The organism is Fulverythrobacter ferritrahens, from assembly GCF_020539485.1.
In the GTDB taxonomy this organism is placed as follows: Bacteria; Pseudomonadota; Alphaproteobacteria; order Sphingomonadales; family Sphingomonadaceae; genus Andeanibacterium; species Andeanibacterium ferritrahens.
Window position 1 is genome coordinate 321442 of the sequence record NZ_JACDXU010000003.1, and the last position, 21925, is coordinate 343366.

At 63.4% G+C, this 21925-nt stretch carries 24 protein-coding genes and 1 tRNA gene; 4 read left to right on the forward strand and 21 right to left on the reverse strand.

Going from position 1 to position 21925, the window contains the following annotated elements; genetic code table 11:
* Positions 1-59: 59 nt before the first annotated feature.
* The 4 genes from H0274_RS13660 to H0274_RS13675 all read right to left on the reverse strand — a co-directional run bounded on the left by H0274_RS13660 (position 60) and on the right by H0274_RS13675 (position 4345).
* The gene (locus H0274_RS13660; protein WP_226796042.1) at positions 60-1055 is read right to left on the reverse strand and encodes a mechanosensitive ion channel family protein; all 996 of its coding nucleotides are present in this window, start codon (positions 1053-1055) and stop codon (positions 60-62) included.
* Positions 1055-2278 carry a cystathionine beta-lyase gene (gene metC, locus H0274_RS13665; protein WP_226796043.1) on the reverse strand — a complete coding sequence of 408 codons (1224 nt, stop codon included), beginning with the start codon at positions 2276-2278 and terminating at the stop codon, positions 1055-1057. Before metC ends, H0274_RS13660 begins: the two co-directional genes overlap by 1 nt.
* The gene (sseA, locus tag H0274_RS13670) at positions 2271-3128 is read right to left on the reverse strand and encodes a 3-mercaptopyruvate sulfurtransferase (RefSeq protein ID WP_226796044.1); all 858 of its coding nucleotides are present in this window, start codon (positions 3126-3128) and stop codon (positions 2271-2273) included. Before sseA ends, metC begins: the two co-directional genes overlap by 8 nt.
* A 68-nt stretch (positions 3129-3196) precedes the next feature.
* Complete coding sequence (locus tag H0274_RS13675) at positions 3197-4345, reverse strand: hypothetical protein (RefSeq protein WP_226796045.1); 1149 nt, start codon at positions 4343-4345, stop codon at positions 3197-3199.
* Here H0274_RS13675 and H0274_RS13680 point away from each other — a divergent pair.
* Together H0274_RS13680 and queF are read left to right on the forward strand one after the other, a co-directional pair.
* A complete protein-coding gene (locus tag H0274_RS13680) occupies positions 4344-4499 on the forward strand; it encodes a hypothetical protein (protein ID WP_226796046.1) in 156 nt (51 codons plus the stop codon). The two genes, H0274_RS13675 and H0274_RS13680, sit on opposite strands and share 2 nt — an antisense overlap.
* A gap of 59 nt (positions 4500-4558) precedes the next feature.
* A complete protein-coding gene (gene queF / locus H0274_RS13685) occupies positions 4559-5026 on the forward strand; it encodes a preQ(1) synthase (protein ID WP_226796047.1) in 468 nt (155 codons plus the stop codon).
* A gap of 6 nt (positions 5027-5032) precedes the next feature.
* On the opposite strand, the gene trxC is transcribed toward queF, so the two are convergent.
* The 16 genes from trxC to H0274_RS13765 form a co-directional block, all read right to left on the reverse strand.
* Complete coding sequence (gene trxC, locus H0274_RS13690) at positions 5033-5476, reverse strand: thioredoxin TrxC (protein WP_226796048.1); 444 nt, start codon at positions 5474-5476, stop codon at positions 5033-5035.
* 199 nt (positions 5477-5675) lie between these two features.
* The gene (locus tag H0274_RS13695) at positions 5676-6527 is read right to left on the reverse strand and encodes a hypothetical protein (RefSeq protein WP_226796049.1); all 852 of its coding nucleotides are present in this window, start codon (positions 6525-6527) and stop codon (positions 5676-5678) included.
* 353 nt (positions 6528-6880) lie between these two features.
* On the reverse strand, positions 6881-7561 hold the full coding sequence (locus H0274_RS13700) for a hypothetical protein (RefSeq protein WP_226796050.1): 681 nt from the start codon (positions 7559-7561) through the stop codon (positions 6881-6883).
* On the reverse strand, positions 7558-8007 hold the full coding sequence (locus tag H0274_RS13705; protein ID WP_226796051.1) for a hypothetical protein: 450 nt from the start codon (positions 8005-8007) through the stop codon (positions 7558-7560). Before H0274_RS13705 ends, H0274_RS13700 begins: the two co-directional genes overlap by 4 nt.
* 63 nt (positions 8008-8070) lie before the next feature.
* Positions 8071-11841, reverse strand: a complete 3771-nt coding sequence (locus tag H0274_RS13710; RefSeq protein WP_226796052.1) for a hypothetical protein — start codon at positions 11839-11841, stop codon at positions 8071-8073.
* 74 nt (positions 11842-11915) lie between these two features.
* The gene (locus H0274_RS13715) at positions 11916-12986 is read right to left on the reverse strand and encodes a MarR family winged helix-turn-helix transcriptional regulator (RefSeq protein WP_226796053.1); all 1071 of its coding nucleotides are present in this window, start codon (positions 12984-12986) and stop codon (positions 11916-11918) included.
* Between the two features lie 34 nt (positions 12987-13020).
* Positions 13021-13224 carry a hypothetical protein gene (locus H0274_RS13720; protein ID WP_226796054.1) on the reverse strand — a complete coding sequence of 68 codons (204 nt, stop codon included), beginning with the start codon at positions 13222-13224 and terminating at the stop codon, positions 13021-13023.
* Positions 13221-13457, reverse strand: a complete 237-nt coding sequence (locus H0274_RS13725; RefSeq protein ID WP_226796055.1) for a hypothetical protein — start codon at positions 13455-13457, stop codon at positions 13221-13223. The genes H0274_RS13720 and H0274_RS13725 overlap by 4 nt, the downstream gene beginning before the upstream one ends.
* 3 nt (positions 13458-13460) lie before the next feature.
* Positions 13461-13709 (reverse strand): hypothetical protein, encoded by a 249-nt coding sequence (locus H0274_RS13730; protein ID WP_226796056.1) that lies wholly within the window; start codon positions 13707-13709, stop codon positions 13461-13463.
* Between the two features lie 95 nt (positions 13710-13804).
* A complete protein-coding gene (locus H0274_RS13735) occupies positions 13805-14461 on the reverse strand; it encodes a hypothetical protein (protein ID WP_226796057.1) in 657 nt (218 codons plus the stop codon).
* Positions 14462-14857: 396 nt separating this feature from the next.
* Positions 14858-15124, reverse strand: coding sequence for a hypothetical protein (locus H0274_RS13740; protein WP_226796058.1), 267 nt, complete (start codon positions 15122-15124; stop codon positions 14858-14860).
* Positions 15117-15551 carry a hypothetical protein gene (locus H0274_RS13745; RefSeq protein ID WP_226796059.1) on the reverse strand — a complete coding sequence of 145 codons (435 nt, stop codon included), beginning with the start codon at positions 15549-15551 and terminating at the stop codon, positions 15117-15119. Before H0274_RS13745 ends, H0274_RS13740 begins: the two co-directional genes overlap by 8 nt.
* A 96-nt stretch (positions 15552-15647) precedes the next feature.
* Positions 15648-16904: a tyrosine-type recombinase/integrase gene (locus tag H0274_RS13750; protein WP_226796060.1), complete on the reverse strand. Its 1257-nt coding sequence runs from the start codon at positions 16902-16904 to the stop codon at positions 15648-15650.
* 164 nt (positions 16905-17068) lie between these two features.
* A tRNA-Thr gene (locus tag H0274_RS13755) sits at positions 17069-17144 on the reverse strand.
* A gap of 40 nt (positions 17145-17184) precedes the next feature.
* Complete coding sequence (locus tag H0274_RS13760) at positions 17185-18048, reverse strand: hypothetical protein (protein WP_264295652.1); 864 nt, start codon at positions 18046-18048, stop codon at positions 17185-17187.
* A gap of 8 nt (positions 18049-18056) precedes the next feature.
* On the reverse strand, positions 18057-19376 hold the full coding sequence (locus tag H0274_RS13765; protein ID WP_226796061.1) for a replication-associated recombination protein A: 1320 nt from the start codon (positions 19374-19376) through the stop codon (positions 18057-18059).
* A gap of 105 nt (positions 19377-19481) precedes the next feature.
* On the opposite strand from H0274_RS13765, the gene H0274_RS13770 reads away from it, so the two are divergent.
* Complete coding sequence (locus H0274_RS13770) at positions 19482-20159, forward strand: PadR family transcriptional regulator (RefSeq protein WP_226796062.1); 678 nt, start codon at positions 19482-19484, stop codon at positions 20157-20159.
* A 62-nt stretch (positions 20160-20221) separates the two neighbouring features.
* The gene (locus tag H0274_RS13775; protein WP_226796063.1) at positions 20222-20557 is read left to right on the forward strand and encodes a DUF2218 domain-containing protein; all 336 of its coding nucleotides are present in this window, start codon (positions 20222-20224) and stop codon (positions 20555-20557) included.
* Positions 20558-20740: 183 nt separating this feature from the next.
* Here the strand turns inward: H0274_RS13775 and H0274_RS13780 are convergent, their stop codons facing one another.
* Positions 20741-21895, reverse strand: coding sequence for a glycosyltransferase family 4 protein (locus H0274_RS13780; protein ID WP_226796064.1), 1155 nt, complete (start codon positions 21893-21895; stop codon positions 20741-20743).
* Positions 21896-21925: the final 30 nt, after the last annotated feature.

Consider the following 21925-nt stretch of genomic DNA (forward strand, 5'->3'; position numbering starts at 1 on the left):
CGGTGCCGGGCAAGTGCCAGCGAGAATGCTTATGCCAGGGGGTAGGTGAGCTTTAGGGGTCAGCCCGTAGGCGTACTTTCGTTCCCTTTGCGCCCCTTCAATCCGGCCACAAGATCTCCCAATTGCTCGATATTCGAGATGTTGATCTCGCGCTGGGGGAAGGGGATGTGAATGCCGGCCTCGCAGAACAGCTGCCACACCCGTTTATACACGTCGGAGCGGACGCTGCTGATTCCCTCTTCCGGGTCCACGATCCAGAAGCGGATTTCAAAGGCGATGCCGTTCTCGCCAAAGCCCATCAGCAGCACCTTGGGTTCGGGCGTTTCCAGCACGCGCGGCGTTTCCCGCGCGGCCTGTAGCATCAGTTCCTCGGCTTGTTCGAGGTTGGTCGTATAGGCCACGCTAAGCGGCGCTTTCACGCGCACGTCGCGCGCGGAATAGGACCAGTTCTCCACCTGATTGATCATCAGGTTTTCGTTCGGGATGAGATATTCCTTCTTGTCCCGCGTGATGACCGAAATGGCCCGGATGCCGATTTTGCGGATCTGGCCGAAACTCTCCCGCCCGGACTGGTCGCTCACCGCGATCACGTCGCCCGGCTTGATCGAACGGTCCATCAGCAGGATGATCCCTGCCAGAAGATTGCCGAAGGTCTTTTGCAGGCCGAAGCCGAGGGCGAGGCCGAAGGCGCCGGAAAACACCGTCAGCGCGGTGAGATCGATGCCGAGAATATCGATCCCCACCAGGATCGCCAGCGCCCAGATCGCGATGGAAACCAGCTTTTCGGCCAGCAGCTTCTGCGTGAGATCGAGCCCGGTGAGCTTGCCCAGCATCCAGTGGGCCAGCTTGCCGCCCAGCCGCGAGACGATGATGACCCCGGCAATGACGGACACCACCACCAGCGCGCTCCAGGCGGAGAAATGCATGGTGCCCACCTGCACGCCATAGCTGTCCAGCCATTCGATATATTCGCCCAGCGTCCCACTGCCGGAAACGACTGCGTCCTTCAGCCCCTCCGCACCCCGCAAGGGATCGTCGAGGGCGGGGCTGGCCATCAGCCGCGATCCATTGCGGCAAAGCCGCGTTCCAGATCGGCGATCAGGTCCGCAGGGTCTTCCAGGCCGATGGACAGGCGAATGCCCAGCCGGTCGGCCGGATCGGTGCCGGGCGGGGGCCAGCTGGTGGCGCTGCGGGCGCCCTGCGGGTCGAAGGGGATCGCCAGGCTTTCAAAACCGCCCCAGCTATAGCCGATGCCGAACAATTCCAGCGCATCGAGAAAGCGCGCACGGGCGGCATCGTCGCGCCCCTTGATGACGAAGCTGAACAAGCCGCAGCCGCCGGTGAAATCGCGCGCCCACAGATCATGGCCCGGCGCGCCGGGCAGCATGGGGCACAGGACGCGCGCCACTTCCGGGCGCCCGGCAAGCCATTGCGCGATCTCCAGCGCGCTGCCCGATTCGCGTTCCAGCCTCAGCGAAAGGCTGCGCAGGCCGCGCATGGCCAGGGCCGCATCATCGGGTGAGACGACTTGCCCGAGCTGTTGGGACATACGGCGGATACGGCTGAAATGCGGTTCGCCCGCACTGACGGAGCCCATCATCACATCCGAATGGCCCCCGACATGCTTGGTGAGCGACATGATCGAAATGTCGTATCCCCGTTCCAGCGCGGGGAAGCCCAGCGGGCTGGCCCAGGTATTGTCGATCAGGCTGACCGCGCCCTTTTCCCGCGCGATGGCGGCAAGAGCGGGAGTGTCGCACAGTTCCATCGTCAGGCTGCCGGGGCTTTCCAGCAGAACGGCCTTGGTGCGCTTGCAGAAATGGGCGGGGAAGCCGGCCACGTCCAGCGGATCGAACCAGCGGGTTTCCACCCCCATGCGTTGAAGCAGCCCTTCGGCAAGCGCGCGGCTGGGCTGATAGGCATTGTCCGTCATCAGCAGCACATCCCCCGCGCGCAGCACCGCCAGCAAGGCGCCTGCAATCGCCGCAACGCCGCTGGGATAAAGGATGGTCCCGGCCGCGCCGGGCTCGATCTGGGTCAGGGCCTCGGCCAGCGCCCATTGAGTGGGGGAACCCCGGCGCCCGTAATAGAAATGACCGTCCTCATTGGGACGGCCCGCCGCGAGATCGGCGGAATCCTCGTAAAGATGAGTGCTGCCACGCCATATGGGCGGATTGACGACCCCACCTTTACGGCCGGCGATGCTCGTCCATTCAGCGCGGCGGCCCGCGGCTGCAAGCCGGGTGGCCGGCCCCTGTTCCTTGCGGGGATCAGACATCCTGCAGCGCCGCGCCTGTCTCCTTGGGGGTTGCCGGATCCACCGCCCATTCGCTCCAGCTCCCGTCATAGAGGGAGACATCCTTGTCCTTGCCCAGCAGATGGAGGGCAAAACACAGCACGGCGGCCGTCACGCCGCCGCCGCAGGTGGTGGCGACCGGCTGGGACAGGTCCACGCCAGCCTTCTCGAACGCGGCGCGCAAGCCGGCCTTGTCCTTGAAAGTGCCGTCAGGATTGAACAGCTCGAAAAAGGGCAGGTTCACCGATCCGGGGATATGCCCGCTGGGCACGCCGGGGCGGAAATCGGGCACTTCGCCCGAGAAGCGCCCGGCATCGCGCGCATCCACTACCTGTTCGGCACGGGAGCTGAGATTCGCCATCATATCGGCCTTGCTGCGCACCTTGCCGGGTTCCTGCCACGCCGTGAAATGCCGGGTCTTGAGGCATTGCACGCCATTTTCCAGCGGACGCCCTTCGGCCTTCCACTTGGCCAGCCCGCCATCCAGAATCGCGACATTCTGCGCGCCGAACAGCTTGAACATGAACCAGGCACGGCCCGATGTCTTCACGTCGCTATCGTCATAGAGCACGATCCGGCTGCCATCCCCCAGGCCGAGCTTCTGCATCCGGCTGGAGAACATCTCCGCCGTGGGCAAGGCAGCGGGCACCGGGCTCGCCGGATCGACGAGATGGGTGAGATCCATGAATACGGCGCCGGGGATATGCCCGGCCTCGTATTCGGCCCGGGCATCGCGCCCGGCGATGGGTAAGTGACTAGATGCGTCAACGATCCTCAGGTCGCAGGAGCCAATCTCTTCTGCGAGCCATTCGGTCGAAACCAGCGATTCCATTCGCGCGCTCCTCATCGCGTGAACAACCACGGTTAAACCCGCGCCATTTGCCAGTCGAGGGGGCTCGTTCAAAAGATTCTTTGTGTGACTTCTCGGTAAATGCGTGGCCCCAGATCCAGCCGGAACGGCTGCAATCCCGCGCCGGGGCGCAATGAACGCTGGCCCACCAGGGCAGTGCGCACCATGGCTGCGGCAGTGCTGGAGGCGGTTTCCACCCGCAGCCGGGCCAGCGGCACGAACATCAGTGCGCTGCCCTTGCGGATCGGACGGATGGCCGGGAAATTGAGCCGGAACTCGCCCGACACCTGAGTGCTTTCGCCGGGGCGCAACTGCTGGATCACATGCTTGGTCACCAATTCGCTGTCATCGGTGGCAAGCTGCTGTTCTTCCGGCAGGGATGCGTGGGCGGAAATCATGTCGCCCATTACCGTCACCCCTTCCATCACCTCCTTGCTCATATTGGTGAGCGTCACCCGGTAGCTGAGCGTGGCGGCGGTAAGGGTGATCGCCATTTCCCGAGCTTCCAGTGCAAGGCTGAGGGGGGCATCGTCTTCCGCCTCCGCTTCTGCGGCGGGTGCAGGAGCAGGCTTTGCAGGCGGCTTGGCGGCGGCGGCCGCATCGAGGTCGGGCCGCTGAAGCTGGGGCACCCGGATGGCCGGATCGCTGCGATGGCGAAACAGGAACCAGGCCGCACCGGCTGCGGCGCCCAGCGCGGCAACGATACCCGCGATCGCCCCGATCCAGCCCCAGGGAAGCGAGTCGGAAGCCGGGAGTGCGTCGGGCGTTTCAGCCGCGGCAGAGGTGGCGGGCGCGGGCGTGAATGCTGGTGCAGGAACGGGTGCCGGAGTGGTTGCGGCAGGGCTCGCCTCGGGCGTGGGTAAGGCGCTCGCGGTGGGCGCCGGACTGACGCTGGCCGTTGCGGAGGGGCGCGGAGAGGGGCTCGCGGTCGGTCGAGCGGCCGGTGCCGGCGTGGGTGCCGCACGCGTCGGGGTGGGGCGGGGGCTCGGCGCGGGTGTCGCAAACGTAGGGCGCGGTGTGGGCGAGGGTGTGGGCGAGGGCGTGGGCGTCGGCGTTGCGGTGGAACGCGGCGGAGCTTCGCCGGGGGCAACCGGCCCCTGAGGCCCGGAAGCATCGCCGGGCGGAAGCTCGAAATCGCCGACGGCGGCCATTGCCGGGTTCGCGGAAGCAAAGCCCAGCGCAAAGGGGGCAAGCGCCATGGCCACGCCGCTTCCAGAAAGGAAGGGCAGTTTCATGCGGCGGATTTTCGGTTCGGGAACTATCCTCATGACCCTTGTTGGCCTCATGACCCTTGTTGGCATGCGCATCGTCGGTTGCGGGCTGCAAGCGCAGGCGGCGCTGAATAGCGGCTGAATCCGATGCGTCAAACCGGTGACTTGTGCGGCGGGCATGTTCGCGGCATCACGCGCGACATGAACGACACACCCGAGGCCATGAAGCCCCTCCATCTCGGCCAGTCCAGCGCCTTGCCCGCCTCGCCCGAAGAGGCTGTGCTGGATTACGTGCCCAACCCGCGCAGCGGATCGCTTTACATGATCCGCTTCGCCGCGCCGGAATTCACGTCGCTCTGTCCCGTGACCGGCCAGCCCGATTTCGCGCATCTGGTGATCGATTACGCACCGGGTGAAACCATCGTCGAATCGAAGAGCCTCAAGCTCTTCCTTGGCTCCTTCCGCAACCATGCCGGTTTTCATGAAGATGTGACCGTGGGCATCGGCCAGCGGCTGGTGGAGGAGATGAAGCCGATGTGGCTGCGCATCGGCGGCTATTGGTATCCGCGCGGCGGCATCCCCATCGATGTCTTCTGGCAGACCGGCGCGGCGCCTGAAGGGCTGTGGGTGCCCGATCAGGGCGTCGCCTCCTATCGCGGGCGGGGCTAGGCCAGCCTAGGCAGAAGCCGCCGCCTGCCGCGCCCAGTTGACGATCGCGCCTGCGGGCATGGCCCCCGATTGTCGCGCGATCTCGCGCCCCTTGTGGATCAGGATCATCGTCGGGATGGACTGAATGCCATAACGGGCCGCCAGCGCCTGCTCCGCCTCCGTATCCAGCTTGCCCAGCCGCATTGCCGGTTCCAGCTGCCCTGCCGCCGTATGGAAGGCAGGCGCCATCTGGCGGCACGGGCCGCACCAGCTCGCCCAGAAATCCACCAGCAGGGGAATATCGCTGCGTGCGGCATGAGCATCGAAATTCGCGGCAGCCAGCGTAACCGGCGCGCCTGTAAACAGGGTGCCATGGCACTTGCCGCATTTCCCACCCGCGCCCAGCTTCTCGCGCGGAACCCGGTTGAGCCCGGCGCAATTGGGGCAGGCAATAATCATCGCATCGGACATCGCATCACCTCTTTCACCGAAGATAGGAAGCGCGGGCGAAAAGGAAATGGTGCGGCTACAGTCATCGCAAAGAGCTGCAAGAATGTCGGAAAACCAACACTATTCTGAATATGGGCTGAGGTGAGGCCCCCAACTTGGCCCCCTTTGGTATTTGTGGCTCCGTCTTTTTTGTGCAGAAGTTTCAGTCTCACCGCCTCGATCAGTTCGCGGTCACCGGCACTAGGACGGGCTTGGTAGCCTCTTCCGCCACAGGCTCGATGATAGCGGCTTCCGCAGGCGCTTCGACAGGAGCGGGGGCAGCCACACCCATTGGTGCGGGTTGCCGAACTGTGAAGGCCGCATTCTGCTGAGGCGGCGGACCGTCGAAAGCGAGCGGAAGGTCTTCCTTGGTGTAGGCCATCAGTTCACGGCCGGCAGGGATCCTGCCGCTCTTGCCTGTAATGAAGGCAGCGAAGACGCCAGCAGCCACTACGCCGCCAATGGTCGCGACGGTATTGCCTTCGCCTTCTTGGCGATATTGACCGGTCAACGGGATGCGGCGCCCGCCGACCTGTGCATACTCGATCTCGATCTCCATCTTGCCTGACTTGCCGAAGGCGCCCTTGTTGGTGAGCCAGGAGATGCGGCCAACCGCGCGGCTACCCTTGGGGATGATGACATAGTCGCCATACATGACGTCATGCACGACAGTCATGTTGAAGGTATCGCCTTCGTTCCAGGTCTTGCCCTTTGTTGTCAGTTCCTGGTTCATCGATACCAGAACCTCGGTATTGGCTGGCAAGTAGGCTGAGGCGGCAGGCCCCGCTTTCGTCACCTGCATTGGCGCGACGCCGCCATCTGTCGTGGTCTGCGCGTGTCCAGCGGTAGCCGCGAACAGGATCGCGACGCCAAACGCATTGGCGAATACTTTCATGATGCCCCCTAAATCTGCGAAATCCCGACTCGCGCGGACAAGGTGAAGCCTTTTTTTGAGCGTTGGCAATTTAAGGGGTTTTGCGGAGGGTGGCCTCAATGACTTGGCACCCATGGCTGGAACTGGAACCTTGCCCATAAAAGAGCCTGTCTGCAGCCATGCATTTTGCCCCGCTGTGAATTGCTCGGAAACGGAGGTTAGAGTGCGTCGAGCCTTTGCAGCATCAACGCCGCCATATCGAGCGGGATCGCCTCTGTGTGCCTATCGTGGCGCCAATACGAGGCGGCTTTTTGCGGGTCCTACCCCCGGCCTCCGAGCGCCCAAAGCGCATAGGGACCGCTTTTTGCCCCCCAGAACCGGCCACATGGCAGTCGGACAGTTTGAAGTTTCAGTGTGTTGGGCGAAAAAATGGACGGTCGGGCCCGAAGACCTGACCGCCCGAGTTCACCGGCAGGAAGGATCAAGACAAAAACTGCCGGTTGGAGTTGATCTCAGCGCAGCGGGGGCGTGATCTCCACATCGGAGACGAAGCGAGCCGGGAGGGCGGGTCGCTTGCCCGCCAGGTTCTGCAGGAGGCTCACGATCTCAGGCGGCACGGGATAGTCGCGGCGCCCCGGTATAAGTCGGTCTTGCCCGATGACGCCGGCTGCTGCCCGCCTGACCGCCCCGGCTTCATGGTCCCCCTGCTTCGTCGCGTAGGCGATGGCGTCCAAGGCGACGGCCGCATCAATGATCTTCTGCGCTGCCGCCCGAGCTTCATCGGTGAGGGTCTTCACCACCTCCTGCACTGCAGGCCTGACCCGCAAAAAGGCGGCACGCTGGATACCGGCAACTTCGGCTTGAAGATCTTCGACCCGTTGCCGCAGTTCCCTGATCCCGGATCGCAGCGCACCGCGTTCGGCTTCGAGTTCGGCACGATTGGGAGCCGCAGCTGCTGCCTGTGCAGGTGCGACACCGGAGAGCATGGCCTCTGCCACTGCGCTCGCGTTCGGGCCGCGATAATCGACCAGTTCGCGGCTGATCTCGGTGCATCGCTGCTCGGCGGTTGTGATGGCTGCCTCGGTGCGGTCGATCTCGGCCGTGACTTCGGCAATTCGGGCGTTCTCTTCCGAGAAGTCGAGCGCCGCGGATTGTGCGCCGGCACGCTTGAGAATGCTGGTGTCCATTTTCATGCCTCGTTGTTGTTGAGTTTGATGGCGCGATCCCAGATGTCACCGGCCCTCGAATTCTCGCTTGCTTCGTTCTTAGGGCTAAGGGCTCGATCCCAAACGTCAGCAGTTCGAGCCTGCTTCGCTGCACGGGCGTGCCGTTCCTGCTCGGCGTCGGTCGGCAGTTCGGCGAGTAATGAAACGATCGAACTGGCTGACCAGCCATGGTCATGGATTAGCAGGCGAACGCATGACCGCTCGCGACCCAGCGAGAGGGGCGAGCCGAAGACGGTAGCGATACGGGCGCGCTCGCTTACACGGGCGGCCTGCGCTGCCTTCTCTGTGTCAGGCGCGGGTGGAGAGTTGTACTGGGCGGCACGGGCAGGCGCAGCAGGGGCGCTGTTGTTCGCCCGAGCGGCCCGCTGACTGGCCGACCGTTTGACGCTCAATCTCAGTGCTTCATATGACATTGCGACTTCCTTTCGTGTTGTGACTGGTTGGCACTTCCCACGCCGGAGCGCGGGGAGGGCGGGTTAGTAGTTGGAGACTTTGGCGGCCGAGCTGCCCGTGGCCTGTCCACCGACCTGCTGCAGGGCGATGAGCTGACCGACATTTTGATTGAGGGCGTCGAGCCTGGCGTTGGTGCCGTCGATACCGCTGACAATGGCCGAATTGTCATTCACCGGAACGGCGCTGGTCGAACTGGGGTCGGCCCGGTTCTCGGCCGTTTCCAGCGCGGTGCGGGTCAGCGCCGTGACCTCGTTGAGCAGGTCGAAATAGGGTTGCTGCGAGCCGTAGATTTCGCGCTCGATCTCGAGCAGGGTCTGGGCGGCCTCTGCAAAGTCGTCATAGGCGGTAGTGTCGCCAGCCTGCACCCGTGCGGCCAGTGACTGGTATTCCGTTTTCGCCATGGCCTCGCGCTCTCGCAGGGACAGCGCGGAATTGTTGACGGTGAGGGCGTCGAGCAGGTTCTGCAGCGACCCTGCGACGGATTCGAAGGCCTGCTCGATCGCCTGTTTCCGCTCGATCCCGTAAAGCTCTTCGAGCTGGGCCAGTTCCTCGGCGCTTGCCCCGGCTTCTGCGAAGATGTCGCGCAGCCTGTCGAATTCTTCGTCGACTGCATCAATCGCGGCGCCGATGGGGTCCTGATACTGCTTGAGCCGGTCGAACACGCTCTGGAAATCGAGCACCTTCTGCAGTGACTTTTCGAGGTCATCGCCCAGCATCAGAAGCCGTTCTTCCGATGCTGTCAGCCCATCGATCACGCCATCCTTGATCAGGTCCATGATGGCGTAGCGGATCGCGGCGGCCTGATCCTGGCCGAAGTCGATCGCGCCATCCTCGATCTTCGTGAGGTTGCGCCCCGTGGGGTCGACGCGCCAGCTGTCCTTGCGGATGCCGATCGAAACTGCGCCGGCAGCGGCGTTCACATTGGCATTGAGCGCGTCGGCAATGCGCTCGATGGAGTCCAGCACCGAATTGGCACCCGTGGTAGCGGCCTGAATGCGATCGTCATTGCCGCCATAGGTGCTGGTGATGTCCATGCCGTTGATCGTGACGGTGCCCTTTTTGATACCGCCAAGGATCTTTTCGAGGATGCCGCCCGCGATGGCGCCGATGATGTCGCCACCGGGGATTCCAGTCAGAGCGCCAAGGGCTCCACCGATCTGGGAGCCGGTCTGGCCCAGTTCGATACCGAACGCGCCAGCGAGGCCGGAAACCATGGTGCCGGTCTGCGCGCCCTTGAGTGCAACATCCAGAGCGTCCGTGATGCCTTTGGGAAGCCCCTCTATTCCCTTGAGTGCACCGAGGATTGCGCCGACATCGCCAGCCGTAGAATATCCATACAGCGCGCCGGACATGACGCCTTGCAGGCTGGTGAAGAACTTCACGCCGAAGATCTCGTTGAGGCCGTCGAGTGCGGGGGTAACAATCTTCCGGGTGAGCTGCTCGAAAAACTGCTCCGGCGTCAGAGACATCACAGAGCCTTCGACGACAATAGCGCCGCCGTTGTCATTCGCTGGCATGGCGCCAGCTGCTTTCAGGCTTTCGATGAAGGGCGGGCCGAATGCCTGCTCGAAGGTCATACCAGCCGTCGCGACTGCGGCGGAGGGATTGAGAACCTTCTCAGTTGCGACCACAAGCGCGTCGGCAAAGTCGGAAGCCGCGCCGCCCGCTCGCTTCGTTTCGCTGGCCAGGAAGTCGTTGGCGCTCTTTACGCCGAACTCGCCCTTCACGAACTGGTCGAGCTCTTCGAGTGCGGGGCCGAAGATCTTCTCAACCAACACTTTCGACTGGAGGTCGGAGAAGAGTTTGCCGAAATTCGCGATTGAGCCTTCCCCGGAGAAGATGCTTTCCAACTCGCCGCGAATGCCTTGCGTGGTCGAGAGATAGGCGCCGAGCAGGTCGCGCTGCTTTTCCAGTTCCTTCGTGCGGGCGAATTCATGCCCCGCGATGTCGGCCACTTCCTGCTTCATGTCGGGATACATGGCGAGCAGCTTGGCGAGAGCTGCCGCTTCTTCCTTGCGCCCGTCCGTGATGAGTTGCTGCACCTGGGCGCGGAGGGCTTCTTCGGTGCCGAGCTGGCTTTCCAGCGTCCAGATGGCCTGCAACTGCGCCGCTTCCTCTTCGCGACCGCTGGCGAGCAGTTCGGCGAGTTGCAGGCGTCGCTCGGATTCCCGGGCCATGTCTTCGAGGGGCCGGACAAGCGCCTCTTCCACGGCGCGCTTCGCCGCCTCGGCGCTGGCGATGGTCTGCTCGAAGTTCGGCGGCTTCCGTTCGGCCAGGTCGGCGATCAACATGTCGAGCTGGCGCGTGGCTTGCGCGGCCTGGTCGATCAGGCGCGGCTGCTGATCGAAGCGTTCATTGATCCGCGCGATCGACTCCGCGGCACGGTCGCCGAAGTTCTCCAGCCGCTCCGCTGCACGGGCCGCGCTGGTGTCGGGCTTGCTGAGCCGATCCTTCTTCTGCGACTGGTCGTAGGCCTTGAGCGCGGCGTCTTTCTGCTGCGTGACCCGGAGCAATTCGCGCTCATATGTGGTCTGGTCGATCAGGTTACGTTTGCGGCGCTCATCGAGCCGTGCCTGCTGCTCGGAGAAGCTGATCTCGATGTTGTAGCGTTCGTCTGTCGCGCGCTTCACCCGCTCCGTTCCCGCCGCGACGCCGGCGCTGGCGAGTTCCTTTTCCGCTGCAGCGATGGCCGCTTCGACACGGGAAATATTGGTCTGCTTGAGCTGGTCACCGGTCACGACGACGCCAGGAATGCCCATGCTGGCACCGGAGACTTCGCCGAAGGAACTGGCCGGCGTTGCCTGCAACCTCGCCAGTTCCGCTTTGGCCTCCTTGAGGATCGCGGCGGCCTTTCGCTCCGTTGCGACGATTGCGGCATAGGTCAGCGCCGTGCTGCGGTCCTGCGCCTTGTTGTATTCCTCGACCACTGCGGTGAGGCTGGCATAGCTGTTCCGTGACAGGTCCAGCCGGTCGGTCAGCAACTCCATGGCGCCAGCCGATTTGTCGGCCGCCTCGCCACTCTCGAACAGTTTGGCCACGAATGGCCCAAGGATCGCGGTAGCAGCGAAGATCGCGGCGCCCCATGGCCCAGAGAGGAACGTCGCGACCGAGCCGATGCGGCGCTCGACCGCACTGCCGCTGCGCTCCAACTGGCTGAGCGCGAATGCGGCTTGCGGAACCTGCTGGGAGAAGATCACGAAGGCGCTGGTGCCCATTTGCGCCTGGATCGTCATGTCCTGCATCTGCTGGCCAAGCTGGGCGTAGGCGGTGCGGCTGGCCCTCATCGAATTGGCCACGCTCGCCTGTTCCATCGCCCCGCGGCGCGTGGATTGCACCACAATGTCGGTCGCGCTGGCCTGCTTGTTCAGTTCGGCTTGGACGGCGGTTGCTGCGCGGGCGTGGGCCTGTGCGGCCTTCGCTGCCCGCTCCTCTTCGAGCCATAGCGCTTTCGTTGCGGCGATCGACTGGCGCGTCTCGACGGAATAGAGCCCTTCAGCCCGAGCAGCTTGCAGTGTCGCCTGATAAACCTCCTGTGCGGCCATCGCTCGTTGCATCTGAGCCTGTGCCGCGGCGTTCAACTGATCGATGCCGAGGTCGAGACTACCACCGGCATTGCGCTGCGTGGACAGCGCCCGGTCGAGCGTCGCCTGTGCCTTGGCGGAGAAGTCATCGAGCTTGCGGCTCGCGCCGCCGAGGATGCGATTGACCTCAGCCTGGAACCTTGCCTGGGCCTCGGGGCTGTCTTTGTGCTCCAACTTGATGAATGCGGGAAACACTTCTGCGGGTGCACCCATGGTTCAATTCCTTTCGGGGGTGACGCGCGGCAGGATCTGCGCAGCGTCATGAGGGATGGGGGAGAGGGCGCGGTTCATGCGGCGGCCCTCCAGTTCTGGTTTGGCAGGACACGCTCGCAGGCCTCCTGCAGGGAGACGCGGTGCTGCTCAGGCAGTGCCTTGCCTCCACGAAACCGGCTCAACACCTGAGGCGGAATTCCAGCTTGTTCTGCCAGCCTGCCTACGCCGCCCGTGCCCAGTGTAAGTGCGGCTGCCGCAGCCCATTTGCGGAGCTCATCAAGCGGCAGTGCGTCGGGGAAGTCGAACTCGGGCCGCTTGATCACACTCCGCGGCGTATCCATTTCACCCAACAGACGAGCGGCGCGGTATCCGGTCGGCTCGCCGTGATGCACGTCCCACAGGGCCATGAGCAGGCTTTCCAGCACTTCGCGCTCTGTGGGTTCGATAATATCCGGATCGCGGCCGATCTTCGCGAAGGCGCGCTCGAATGCTGACAGCTGCGCATCCGGTTCCATGTCGTAGAACCCAGCCGGCAGGAGTGCCGCGATCGAGCGAGGCTCTTTCCTGCCAAGCCCCGCTTCTGCGGGATCTTGTCCGAACAGGGTATTCTCGCAGTCCTGAGGTGGATAATCATCGAGGCGCATCGCGCTCGCAGCGCGGTGCGCAGTTTCTACTGAATCTAGTTCCTCAGTTTCTACTGAATCTAGTCTATGGCTGTAGTAGGGGGGTGTTTCGCTCGAAATTACATCGGGTTGTGTTTCTGGCTCACCAACTATCTTGTTGGTGGGCTCGCCAACTATCCCCCCTGCACTGTTGGCCACCTCACCAACTATCTGATTCTCGGGCACCTCGTGGGGGCCTTCGGATTGTTGGTCGCTCTGCCAACTATCTCCTTCGGTGAAGATCAATCTCAGCGTGAAACGGCGCTGATCAGCTTCCTGCCGCTTCCGGCTGATATAGCCGTATTCGAGCAAGCGGTTTGCCGCCTTACTGAAGTTGGAAATATCGGTCTTGGCGTAGCCGGCGAGCGTCGAACTCTTGGCGTAGCAGCCGCTGCCCTTGCCGAGCTTCTGGCTCATACCGTCATGCAGCGAGATGGCCATAAGGCAACGCAAATCGAGGGCGGTCAGGCGCGTGTCTGCCATTGCTCGCGTTGGAAGTGTTGTGAAGAGCCGGGGCTTAGCCAAGCGCGCCCCCGGCCTCGATCACCGCGCCCTCTTCGAGCAAGGCCTGCTCGGCTTCCAAACGAGAGCGGAACGGTGCCAGCCGAGCGCCGAAGCGGCTTGGCCGGACAGCGGGCTCGACATGATGGGATGACGGATCCCATGCAGCGAACATGTCGCCGAGTTCGGGATGCGACCCGCGAATGTAGTTCGCCGTCATCGCGGGCCACCCTGGAGGATCTGCTGCAACAATCGGGGACGGATGACGAGGGAGATGTCTTCGGCCGTCGCGTATCTTGTGGCATGGCGGTAGGCCTTCCATCCATCTTCGAAATGCCGGCTAAGTGCGGAGAGTTTCGGCGCGTTGGCGAACTCGACGAAGAAGCGATCCCCGGCCTGCTCGACGCGGGCGAATGGCTCGGCTGCCATACTGAAGGGCAGGATGTCGGCCACCTCTCAGGCGACCTCACCGACAAGGGCCTTGATCGACCGCACCGAGATGAGACGGGTTTTGCCCACCAGCGTAGATTCGACCGCGCCGGACTTCACAAGCTCTTGGCCCTTGGTCAGACCCACATTGAGCATCTGGCACATTTGCGAAAGCCGAACCGCGACAGCCTCAGCTTGGACCGGCTTGGCCGTGCGGGTTGGCGCAGCTTTCGTCTTGGTGCGGGAGCGGATTGGGGTAACGGTGGAGTTGGACACGAATGCCTCCGTTCAATGTTGGAACGGGGCGTGTTTTATCGCTGAGTGGCGGTCTAAGTCCGCAGCGGTTAAATCGGATTATTCGGGCAGAGAATTTACCGCCTATCGATAATCGTCTTGATTCCCGCATGAATCCTGCGTTTCTGATTCTCGAAATCATCAGCGGACAGATTAATATCGCATAATTCGGTGGCGATTTTTGCAACTGACGGACCGCCTGGCTGATCGCCGCCTTCTTTAACCCATCGATCAAACCCCAGGGCGACGAGAGTCCGCTCTTTAGAGCACCTAGGGCCGGCAGGTGCCCCGCGTCGCTTAAGCGGGGCGCCGGTTAAGGAACTGAGGATCTTTTTCCCGTCCGCGGCGGGAATGCGAAGCGCATGGTAGTTTCTCAGCAGGAATGTAATTGTCCCAAGGTCCCAGATTCCAGAGTTTAGATTGCCCGAGACCCAGTCAACATTGACCCATTGCTCTGGGTCACCTTCATCATCAACCCAGCGCGAAGAAAGATCAGGGGCCACATCCTGTATTTCTCGCCAGAGTTCGACGGGAACTCGCTGCGGTTGAATGTCTCGCGGCAGCAACTCGCTGCCGTCGGTGAAATAGCGCCTGCGATGACCGTAGGCATGCACGCGCAGTCTCAGGGCTGAAAGCAGGGCCTCAGCCGCATCAAGTTCAGAAATACCCTTGATGCTGGCCTCTTCGAAGAATTCACCGAAGTTGATCCAAACACGGCTTTTGGTCGTTGCCATTGTCCGCCCTCCGATGCGGTCCCGAGCGATGGTGAGGGGCAGGCGCTTCGGGGGTGCGCTTTTCGGCTGGCCGGCCTATCCCCTGTCACGAAAATCGCCCCCTGCCCGGTGCTGTGCAACTCCGCGCCGGCCGATCTGTGGACAACTGGCCCTACAGTGCAGCCAGAAGATCGAAAGCCTCTCGTTGCCAGCCGGCAATGATAAGCGCGTCTTCTCGGCTGGCGCACCTATGGCGGCGTTCGTCATGTCCAATGCGGCGCGCGACGGTATACCAGCGAGTGCGATGGCGGACCTTCACAAGTCGCCGCTCGCTCTCAACTGTCACAACCCAGCGATCTTTGAGCGCGAAGGGCAGGATGTTAAAGTCGCCCCGCTCCCCGCCTGGGTGACCGGAGGTCATCGCTGCGCACCGGCTGGGTTAATCCAGGCGACGTTGCCCTCGGCTCTATACTGCGACGCGATTTCTTTGCATTTCGCCTCCATTCGCGCCGCGATCCCCCTCAGTGAATCGTCGAAGCCGCGAAAAGCCGCCCGCTCTCGATTGTCTAGATACTCGGACGACGCCAACAGCTCCGCGATTGCGCCAAGCGCTTGGACTTCCAGCGTGAAGCAGTCGAGCGCGCAGACGGCGTTCCAAGCTGCGGAGATGCCTGCCTCAGACATGGGACGCCTCCAGTGGCTGTTGGGCTTCGTTCGCCACTGGCAACAGGCGTTTCGCATCAATCGCCAGAAGTGCCATGGCTTCTTCTGCACACCACCAGCCGTCTGCGATCTCTTCGGCTGCGATCACTTCGATTTTGAACCGGATGTCGGCTGCCGTTTCGGCTGGAGTCAGAAGGATGGCGTTGACCGCCGTAGTATGGATTTCGTGCTTTGTTTCCGCTTGGTCGGAAACCTCGGCACAATCAGCTTGGGCATAGGCAAGAGTCATCTCAGCCTGAGCGACTGTATAGTCAGCCCGCAACTTGGACCAAGAGCCCTTGAGGTAGGTCGGCAGAGCGCGCCGTGCCTCTGTCAGGTCTTTCTGGATGAGCGTGGGCAGGTTGGCCTTGCCCGCCGCGCCTGCTGCCGTATGTGCAATTTCAGTCATTGATCGACTCCTATGTCGTCGGTTGGTGATCAGGCCCGGCTGGGTGGTTCGAGCACCTCGCCGGGCCGTTTCATCGGGCACCGCGCCCGCTGAACTCTATCCGGCCTCGCGATCCGGGAACTTCATGATGTCGGCGCCCTTGCGGAGCTGATCGAGATAATCGCTCCACCACTGAGCCATTTCAACGCGCTCATCCCAATGATCGCCGCGATGATAGGCCCGTCTCACCTTGTCATCGCCGCCGTGGGCGAGGGCCTTCTCGATGGCGTCGGCCGACCATAGCGAGCGGCCGGTTTCTGGATCTCGCGCCTGATTGAGCAGGGTGGAGGCCGTGGCCCGGAAGCCATGCGTGGTGACTTCCTCGCTGGTGTAGCCCAGCCGCCGCAGGGCGGCGTTGAGGGTGTTCTCGGACATTGGCCGGGTGTGTGACCGGATCGACGGGAAGACAAAGCCGTCTTGCCGTACGGTGAGCGCGCGGAGGCCCTGCAGCATCTCCCGAACCTGCCGCGACAACGGTGCGTGGTGCGGCCGGCGCATCTTCGCCCGCTCGGCTGGGATCATCCACACGCCTTCATCGAGATCGATCTCGCTCCAGCGGGCCTGCCTCAACTCGCCGGGCCGCAGGAAGACATGCGGGGCCAGTTCGAGAGCGAACTTCGTGCCGTAGTGGCCGCTGTAGCCATCGATCGCCCGGAGCAGTTGGCCGAGCTTGAGCGGTTCCAGAATGGCCGCATGGTGCTTGGTCTTCGGCGTTCGCAATGCCCCCTTAAGGTCGCGCGTGGGATCTGAGCGGAGGCGGGCTGTCGCCACTGCATAGCGGAAGATGCTGCTTGCCAACTGCATCGCGCGCATGGCGGTTTCGCGGTTCCCACGAGCTTCGATCTTCTGGCAGGCCTGTAACACCTCAAGCGGCTCGATCTCGGCGACGGGGACGTTGCCCAGCGCCGGCGCGAGTTGGCGATAGAGCCAGTCGTTCTTTGCGGCCGTGCCCTTGGCCCATGCCTTGTTGCCGTCATTGTTGCGTTTGTCGAAATAGTCGGCCGCGACTGCAGCAAAGGTGTGGCTGGCCTGTTGTTTCTGCCGGGCCTTTGCCAGCTTCTTCTCCCGGCTGGGATCCTTGCCCGCTGCCAGCTCGGCCTTTGCGGCGTCGCGCAGCTCGCGGGCCTTGGCTAAGCCGGTTTCGGGATAGGCGCCCAGGGCGAGCTTCTTCTCTTTGCCGTGGATCCGATATTTCAGGCGCCAGAACTTTCCGCCCGTTGGTTGCACCAGAAGGAATAGTCCGCCTGAATCGCTCAGCTTGTAGGGCTTCTCGCGCGGCTTCGCGTTCCGGAAGGGTGCATCTGTCAGTTTCATCGGCGGCGTGGCCCCCTGCGCTCCAGTCCGTGGCCCCCATTGGGGGCCACAAATGCACCGAATGTAGGCGGTCCATGCCGACGCAAAACGATGCTATGCGTGGATAAATACCGCAGAAATGCTGATGTTGTAAAGGGTGATGCGATGCATCACGATGCTTGAAATGGTGCCGGCTACAGGATTCGAACCCGTGGCCCCCTGATTACAAATCAGGTGCTCTACCAACTGAGCTAAGCCGGCCCGTGGCGCTGTGGACGCGCCTGTGCGTCGCTCCTCTGCTCTAAACTGCGCCGAAGGTCCAGCCTTCGGTTTGGGCGATTTCCTCCGTCATGGCGGGAGGCTGCCAATATTCGGGCAGATGGGCCACTTCGCGCAGCCATGCGGCGGTCAGCAGGGCGTCGCTGATGTGATCGTCCACCGGGCCGTGGGCGGGCACGGGTGCGCTGCCGAGCGCGGCGAGGGCGTGGTTCAGCTCCTCGTAACTGTGCAGCTTGGTCTGGCCCGCGCGTCGTCCGGCATGGATCGCGGCGAGCGAGGTGTAGATTTCCACCACGGCGGAACCGCCCGCGCCCGGCAGCGGATCGACAGGCCAGACGGGCACGCGGCCCGCCAGCCGGTGCAGCACGCGCATGCCCGTAAGGCTCGACTTGCCGACCTGCGCCGCGCCGACGAGGTTGAAGTTCGAATAGGGATTGCAGCCCGCCAGCCTCTGGGCATGTTCGGTCACGCGGAAACGGCCACGACCTCCGCCGAACATGTCGCCTTCCTCGCCCCGATGGCGGAAATGGCGGCGGGCTTCCTGATGGGCGACGAGAGTGGATGCGGCGAGGTGATCGTCCGGCGTGCAGATCCGTTCCACCAGCGCCCATAATTCGCGCGCCGTGCCAGGGCTTTCCTCCCAGCCGGGGAAGAAGGCGCCCCGGTCCATGAAGGGCAACGACATGCCCAGATCGAGCCCGGCGAGAGTGCCGGGCGGCATTTCGGCGGCGAGCCAGGCCAGCACTTCGACCCGGGACCAGCGATGGCCGGGCCGCACCAGTTGCGGGGCGTCGCTACCTGCCGTGCAGAGCGCCACGGCGATGCCGCGATGCCGCTCCCCGGCGGCGCCGGACCAGTCGATCGCCGCGAAATGGGTGAAACGCATGTGGCCGATCAGCCGCGCCGCTGGGCGCGCAGCTTGTTCCAATAGGCGATTCGCTCGATCACCTGCCGTTCGAATCCGCGCTCCACCGGTTCGTAATAGGTCTGCGGCTCCATGCCTTCCGGCCAGTAATCGTCGCCCGAAAAGCCTTCCGCCGTGTCATGGTCGTAAGTGTAGCCCGTGCCATAGCCGATATCCTTCATCAGCTTGGTCGGCGCGTTGAGGATATTGGCGGGCGGGGCGAGCGATCCGGTTTCCTTGGCGCTTTTCCAGGCGGCTTTCTGCGCCTTATAGGCGGCATTCGATTTGGGCGCGGTGGCGAGATAGAGGCAGGCCTGCACGATGGCCACTTCGCCTTCCGGGCTACCAAGGAACTCATAGGCCTGCTTAGCCGCCAGGCATTGGGTCAGCGCCTGCGGATCGGCCAGGCCGATATCCTCGCTGGCGAAGCGGACAAGGCGGCGCAGCACGTAAAGCGGCTCTTCCCCGGCGGTGAGCATGCGCGCCATGTAATAGAGCGCGGCCTGCGGGTCCGATCCGCGCAGGGATTTATGCAGGGCTGAGATCAGGTTGTAATGCCCGTCCCGATCCTTGTCGTAGACGGCGACGCGGCGCTGCAGGAACTTGCCAAGCCCGGCGGGATTCAGCGGCTCGGGTATTTTCGCTGCATAGAGGGTTTCAGCCTGATTGAGCAGGAACCGCCCGTCGCCATCGGCGCTGGCCACCAGTGCCTCGCGCGCTTCGGGGGTAAGGGGCAGGGGCCCCTCCAGTTCTTCCGCGCGACCGAGCAGGACGGAAAGGGCCGCCGCGTCCAGCCGGTGAAGGATAAGCACCTGCGCCCGGCTGAGCAGGGCTGCGTTGAGGGCGAAGCTGGGGTTTTCGGTGGTGGCGCCCACCAGTGTCACCGTACCGCGCTCCACAAAGGGCAGGAAGCCATCCTGCTGGGCGCGGTTGAAGCGGTGGATCTCGTCCACAAACAGCAGGGTGCGCTGCCCGGCCTTGGCGGCCACTTCAGCTTCGGCAAAGGCCTTCTTAAGGTCCGCCACGCCGGAGAACACCGCGCTCACCGCGGCAAAGCGCATGCCCACTGCATCGGCCAGCAGGCGGGCGATGCTGGTCTTGCCGGTGCCGGGTGGGCCCCACAGGATCATGCTGGAAAGCCGCCCGGCGGCCACCATGCGACCGATCGCGCCCTCCGGCCCGGTGAGATGTTCCTGCCCGATCACTTCGGCAAGGCTGGAGGGACGCAGCCGGTCCGCAAGGGGGGCGTCCTCGCGCGGCGCGTCAGGCGCGCTGGAAGGGGGCAGGTCTTCGGCAAACAGGTCAGACATTTGCCCCACCATAGGCGGCGCGAAGGAATTTTGCATCGGCTCTTGCAAAGCTCTATCTAAGATATATCTTAAAGGCATCAAGATATGCAGAGTAAGGAGTCGCACATGCACAATCATACGGATCGCTGCGGCGATCGTTTCGAGCGCCACGGTCACTTTCGCGGAATGTGCGGCGGGCCCGGTGGGCATTTGCGGGGGAAGATGGAAAAGCTGGCGACCATGGGGCGTGGCGGCTTCGGCAGCGGATTTGGCGGCTGGGGCAGCGGCTTCGGCTGGGACGAATCCGGCGGGGGCTTTGGCGGCGGCCGCAAGGCGCGGCGCGGGCGGCTTTTTGCCGGGGGCGAGCTTCGTCTCGTGCTGCTGAAGCTGATCGCGGATGAACCGCGCCATGGCTATGAGCTGATGAAGGCGCTGGAAGAGCTGACCGGCGGCAATTACTCGCCCAGCCCGGGCACGCTCTATCCCACTTTGTCGCTGCTCTCGGATGAGGGCATGATCGCGGAAAGCGCAGACGGGGACGGCAACCGCAAGGCCTTTGCCGCTACCGATGCCGGCCGGGCCGAACTGGTCGAACGGGCTGATGAATTGGAGGCGCTGATGAATCGACTCGCCGAACTGGGCGATACCAGCGAACGCCAGCACTCGCCCGAACTGATGCGCGCGTTGATGAATTTCGGCGGCGTGCTGAAGCACCGCGTCTTTGCGGGCAAGCCCGACAAGGAGACCATGCAGGCGATTGTCGATATCATCGACGAGGCCGCAAAGCGGATCGAGCGCATTTGATCTGACTGGAAATGCTGCACCGGCGCCATATTCTGGCGCCGGTGCAAGCCATGGAGAACACGATGAGCACTGCCCCAGCCAGCGTTACCACTGTGGCAACAGTACCGACCGCCAGTGCCAGCCGCTATCTTCAGCAGCTCTGCAAGCACTGGTCCCACAGTCTGGAGGTGGAATTCACGCCGGAGCACGGCACGATCCGTTTCCCGGCGGAAGGCCGCGCCGGGACATTCCCCGGCGATGCGCTGGTGACGATGGACGCCCATGACATCTCGCTGGAAGTGCGCATCGATGCCAGCGTGGCTGAACAGCGCGATATCATGAAGGGAGTGGTCGCCCGCCATCTGGACCGCTTCGCCCACCGCGAGGCGCCTCTGCCGTTTGAGTGGCAGGATGGGTGAGTCCCACCTCCTATTACCCACATCCGTCCGTCCTGAGCCTGTCGAAGGACGCGCGCTGACCTTTGCCCAGCACGCAGTTTTGCCAAGCTTCCCGTTCAAGCGGGAGTTTCAGTGCGCCCGGAACCACCCATCACCCGCGTCCTTCGACAGGCTCAGGACGAACGGAGGTGGCGTGGGGGCAGCTTACTTCCCCGCCGCCCGCTGCCCGATCAGCCGGATATAGGTATCGGCTACGGCCTGATTGATCCGGTCCCAGTCGAACTGGAGGCTGCGAGCCTCGCCTGCGGCGCCGTGTTCGGCATTTAGCGCGGGATTCTGGGCATAGGCCTGCACCGCATCGGCAAACCCCGAGATGTCCCCCGGAGTGACGAGCCTGCCCGATACTCCATCGGCAACCAGAACGTCGCTGCCGGTGGCCCGCGCGGCCACTACAGGCAGGCGGCAGGCCATGGCCTCAAGCGTGACATTGCCGAAAGTCTCGGTGATCGAAGGGTTGAACAGCATATCCATGCTGGCCACTGCCCGGCCCAGATCGGCACCTGCCTGAAAGCCCGCGAAGCAGGCATCGGGCACTTTTTCGGCAAACCAGGCGCGGGCGGGGCCTTCGCCTACCACCAGCACCTTGTGCTTCACGCCGCGCCGTTCCAACTCGCCAATCGTGTCAGCGAAGACATCCAGCCCCTTTTCCATCACCAGACGGCCAAGGAAGCCCACGGCCACATCGCTATCCGCAATGCCGAGCGAGCGGCGCCATTCAAGGCTGCGCGCAGCGGGATTGAAGATGGTGCGGTCCACCCCGCGTGACCATATGCCGATATCGGGGTTCATTCCCTGCTCGTGCAGAACGTCCACCATGCTTTGCGAAGGCGCAACCAGCGCATCGCAGCGGCGATAGAGCTTGCGCAGCCAGTTCTCGACTGTGGGTTCGAGAAAGCCGAGCTTGTAATAGCGGGGGTAGGTCTCGAACCGCGTATGGACCGAGGCGAGAACGGGAATGGCGCGGTCCCGTGCCCATTTCGCGGCTTGGCGGCAGGCGAAATCCGGGGCCGAGATATGGACGACATTGGGGGCGAAACGGGCCAGGTCTTCCCGGTTCTGCCGGGAAAGACCCACTGCAACGCGATATTCGCTACGGCCGGGAATGGCGAAGGAATTGACGCCCACCAGATCGCCCGTGGGCGGGAAATCGGGTTTGTCCACCACGGGGGAATAGATCCGCACCGCTGCCCCTTGCCGCAACAGATAGCCGACAAGCCGGTTCAGCGCCTGGTTCGCACCGTCGCGCACCATGTTGTAGTTGCCGCTGAACAGCGCAATGCGAAGCTGGGAAGTGTCCATGCCGGAAGGCGCTTTAAGGTCCGGGAGCTT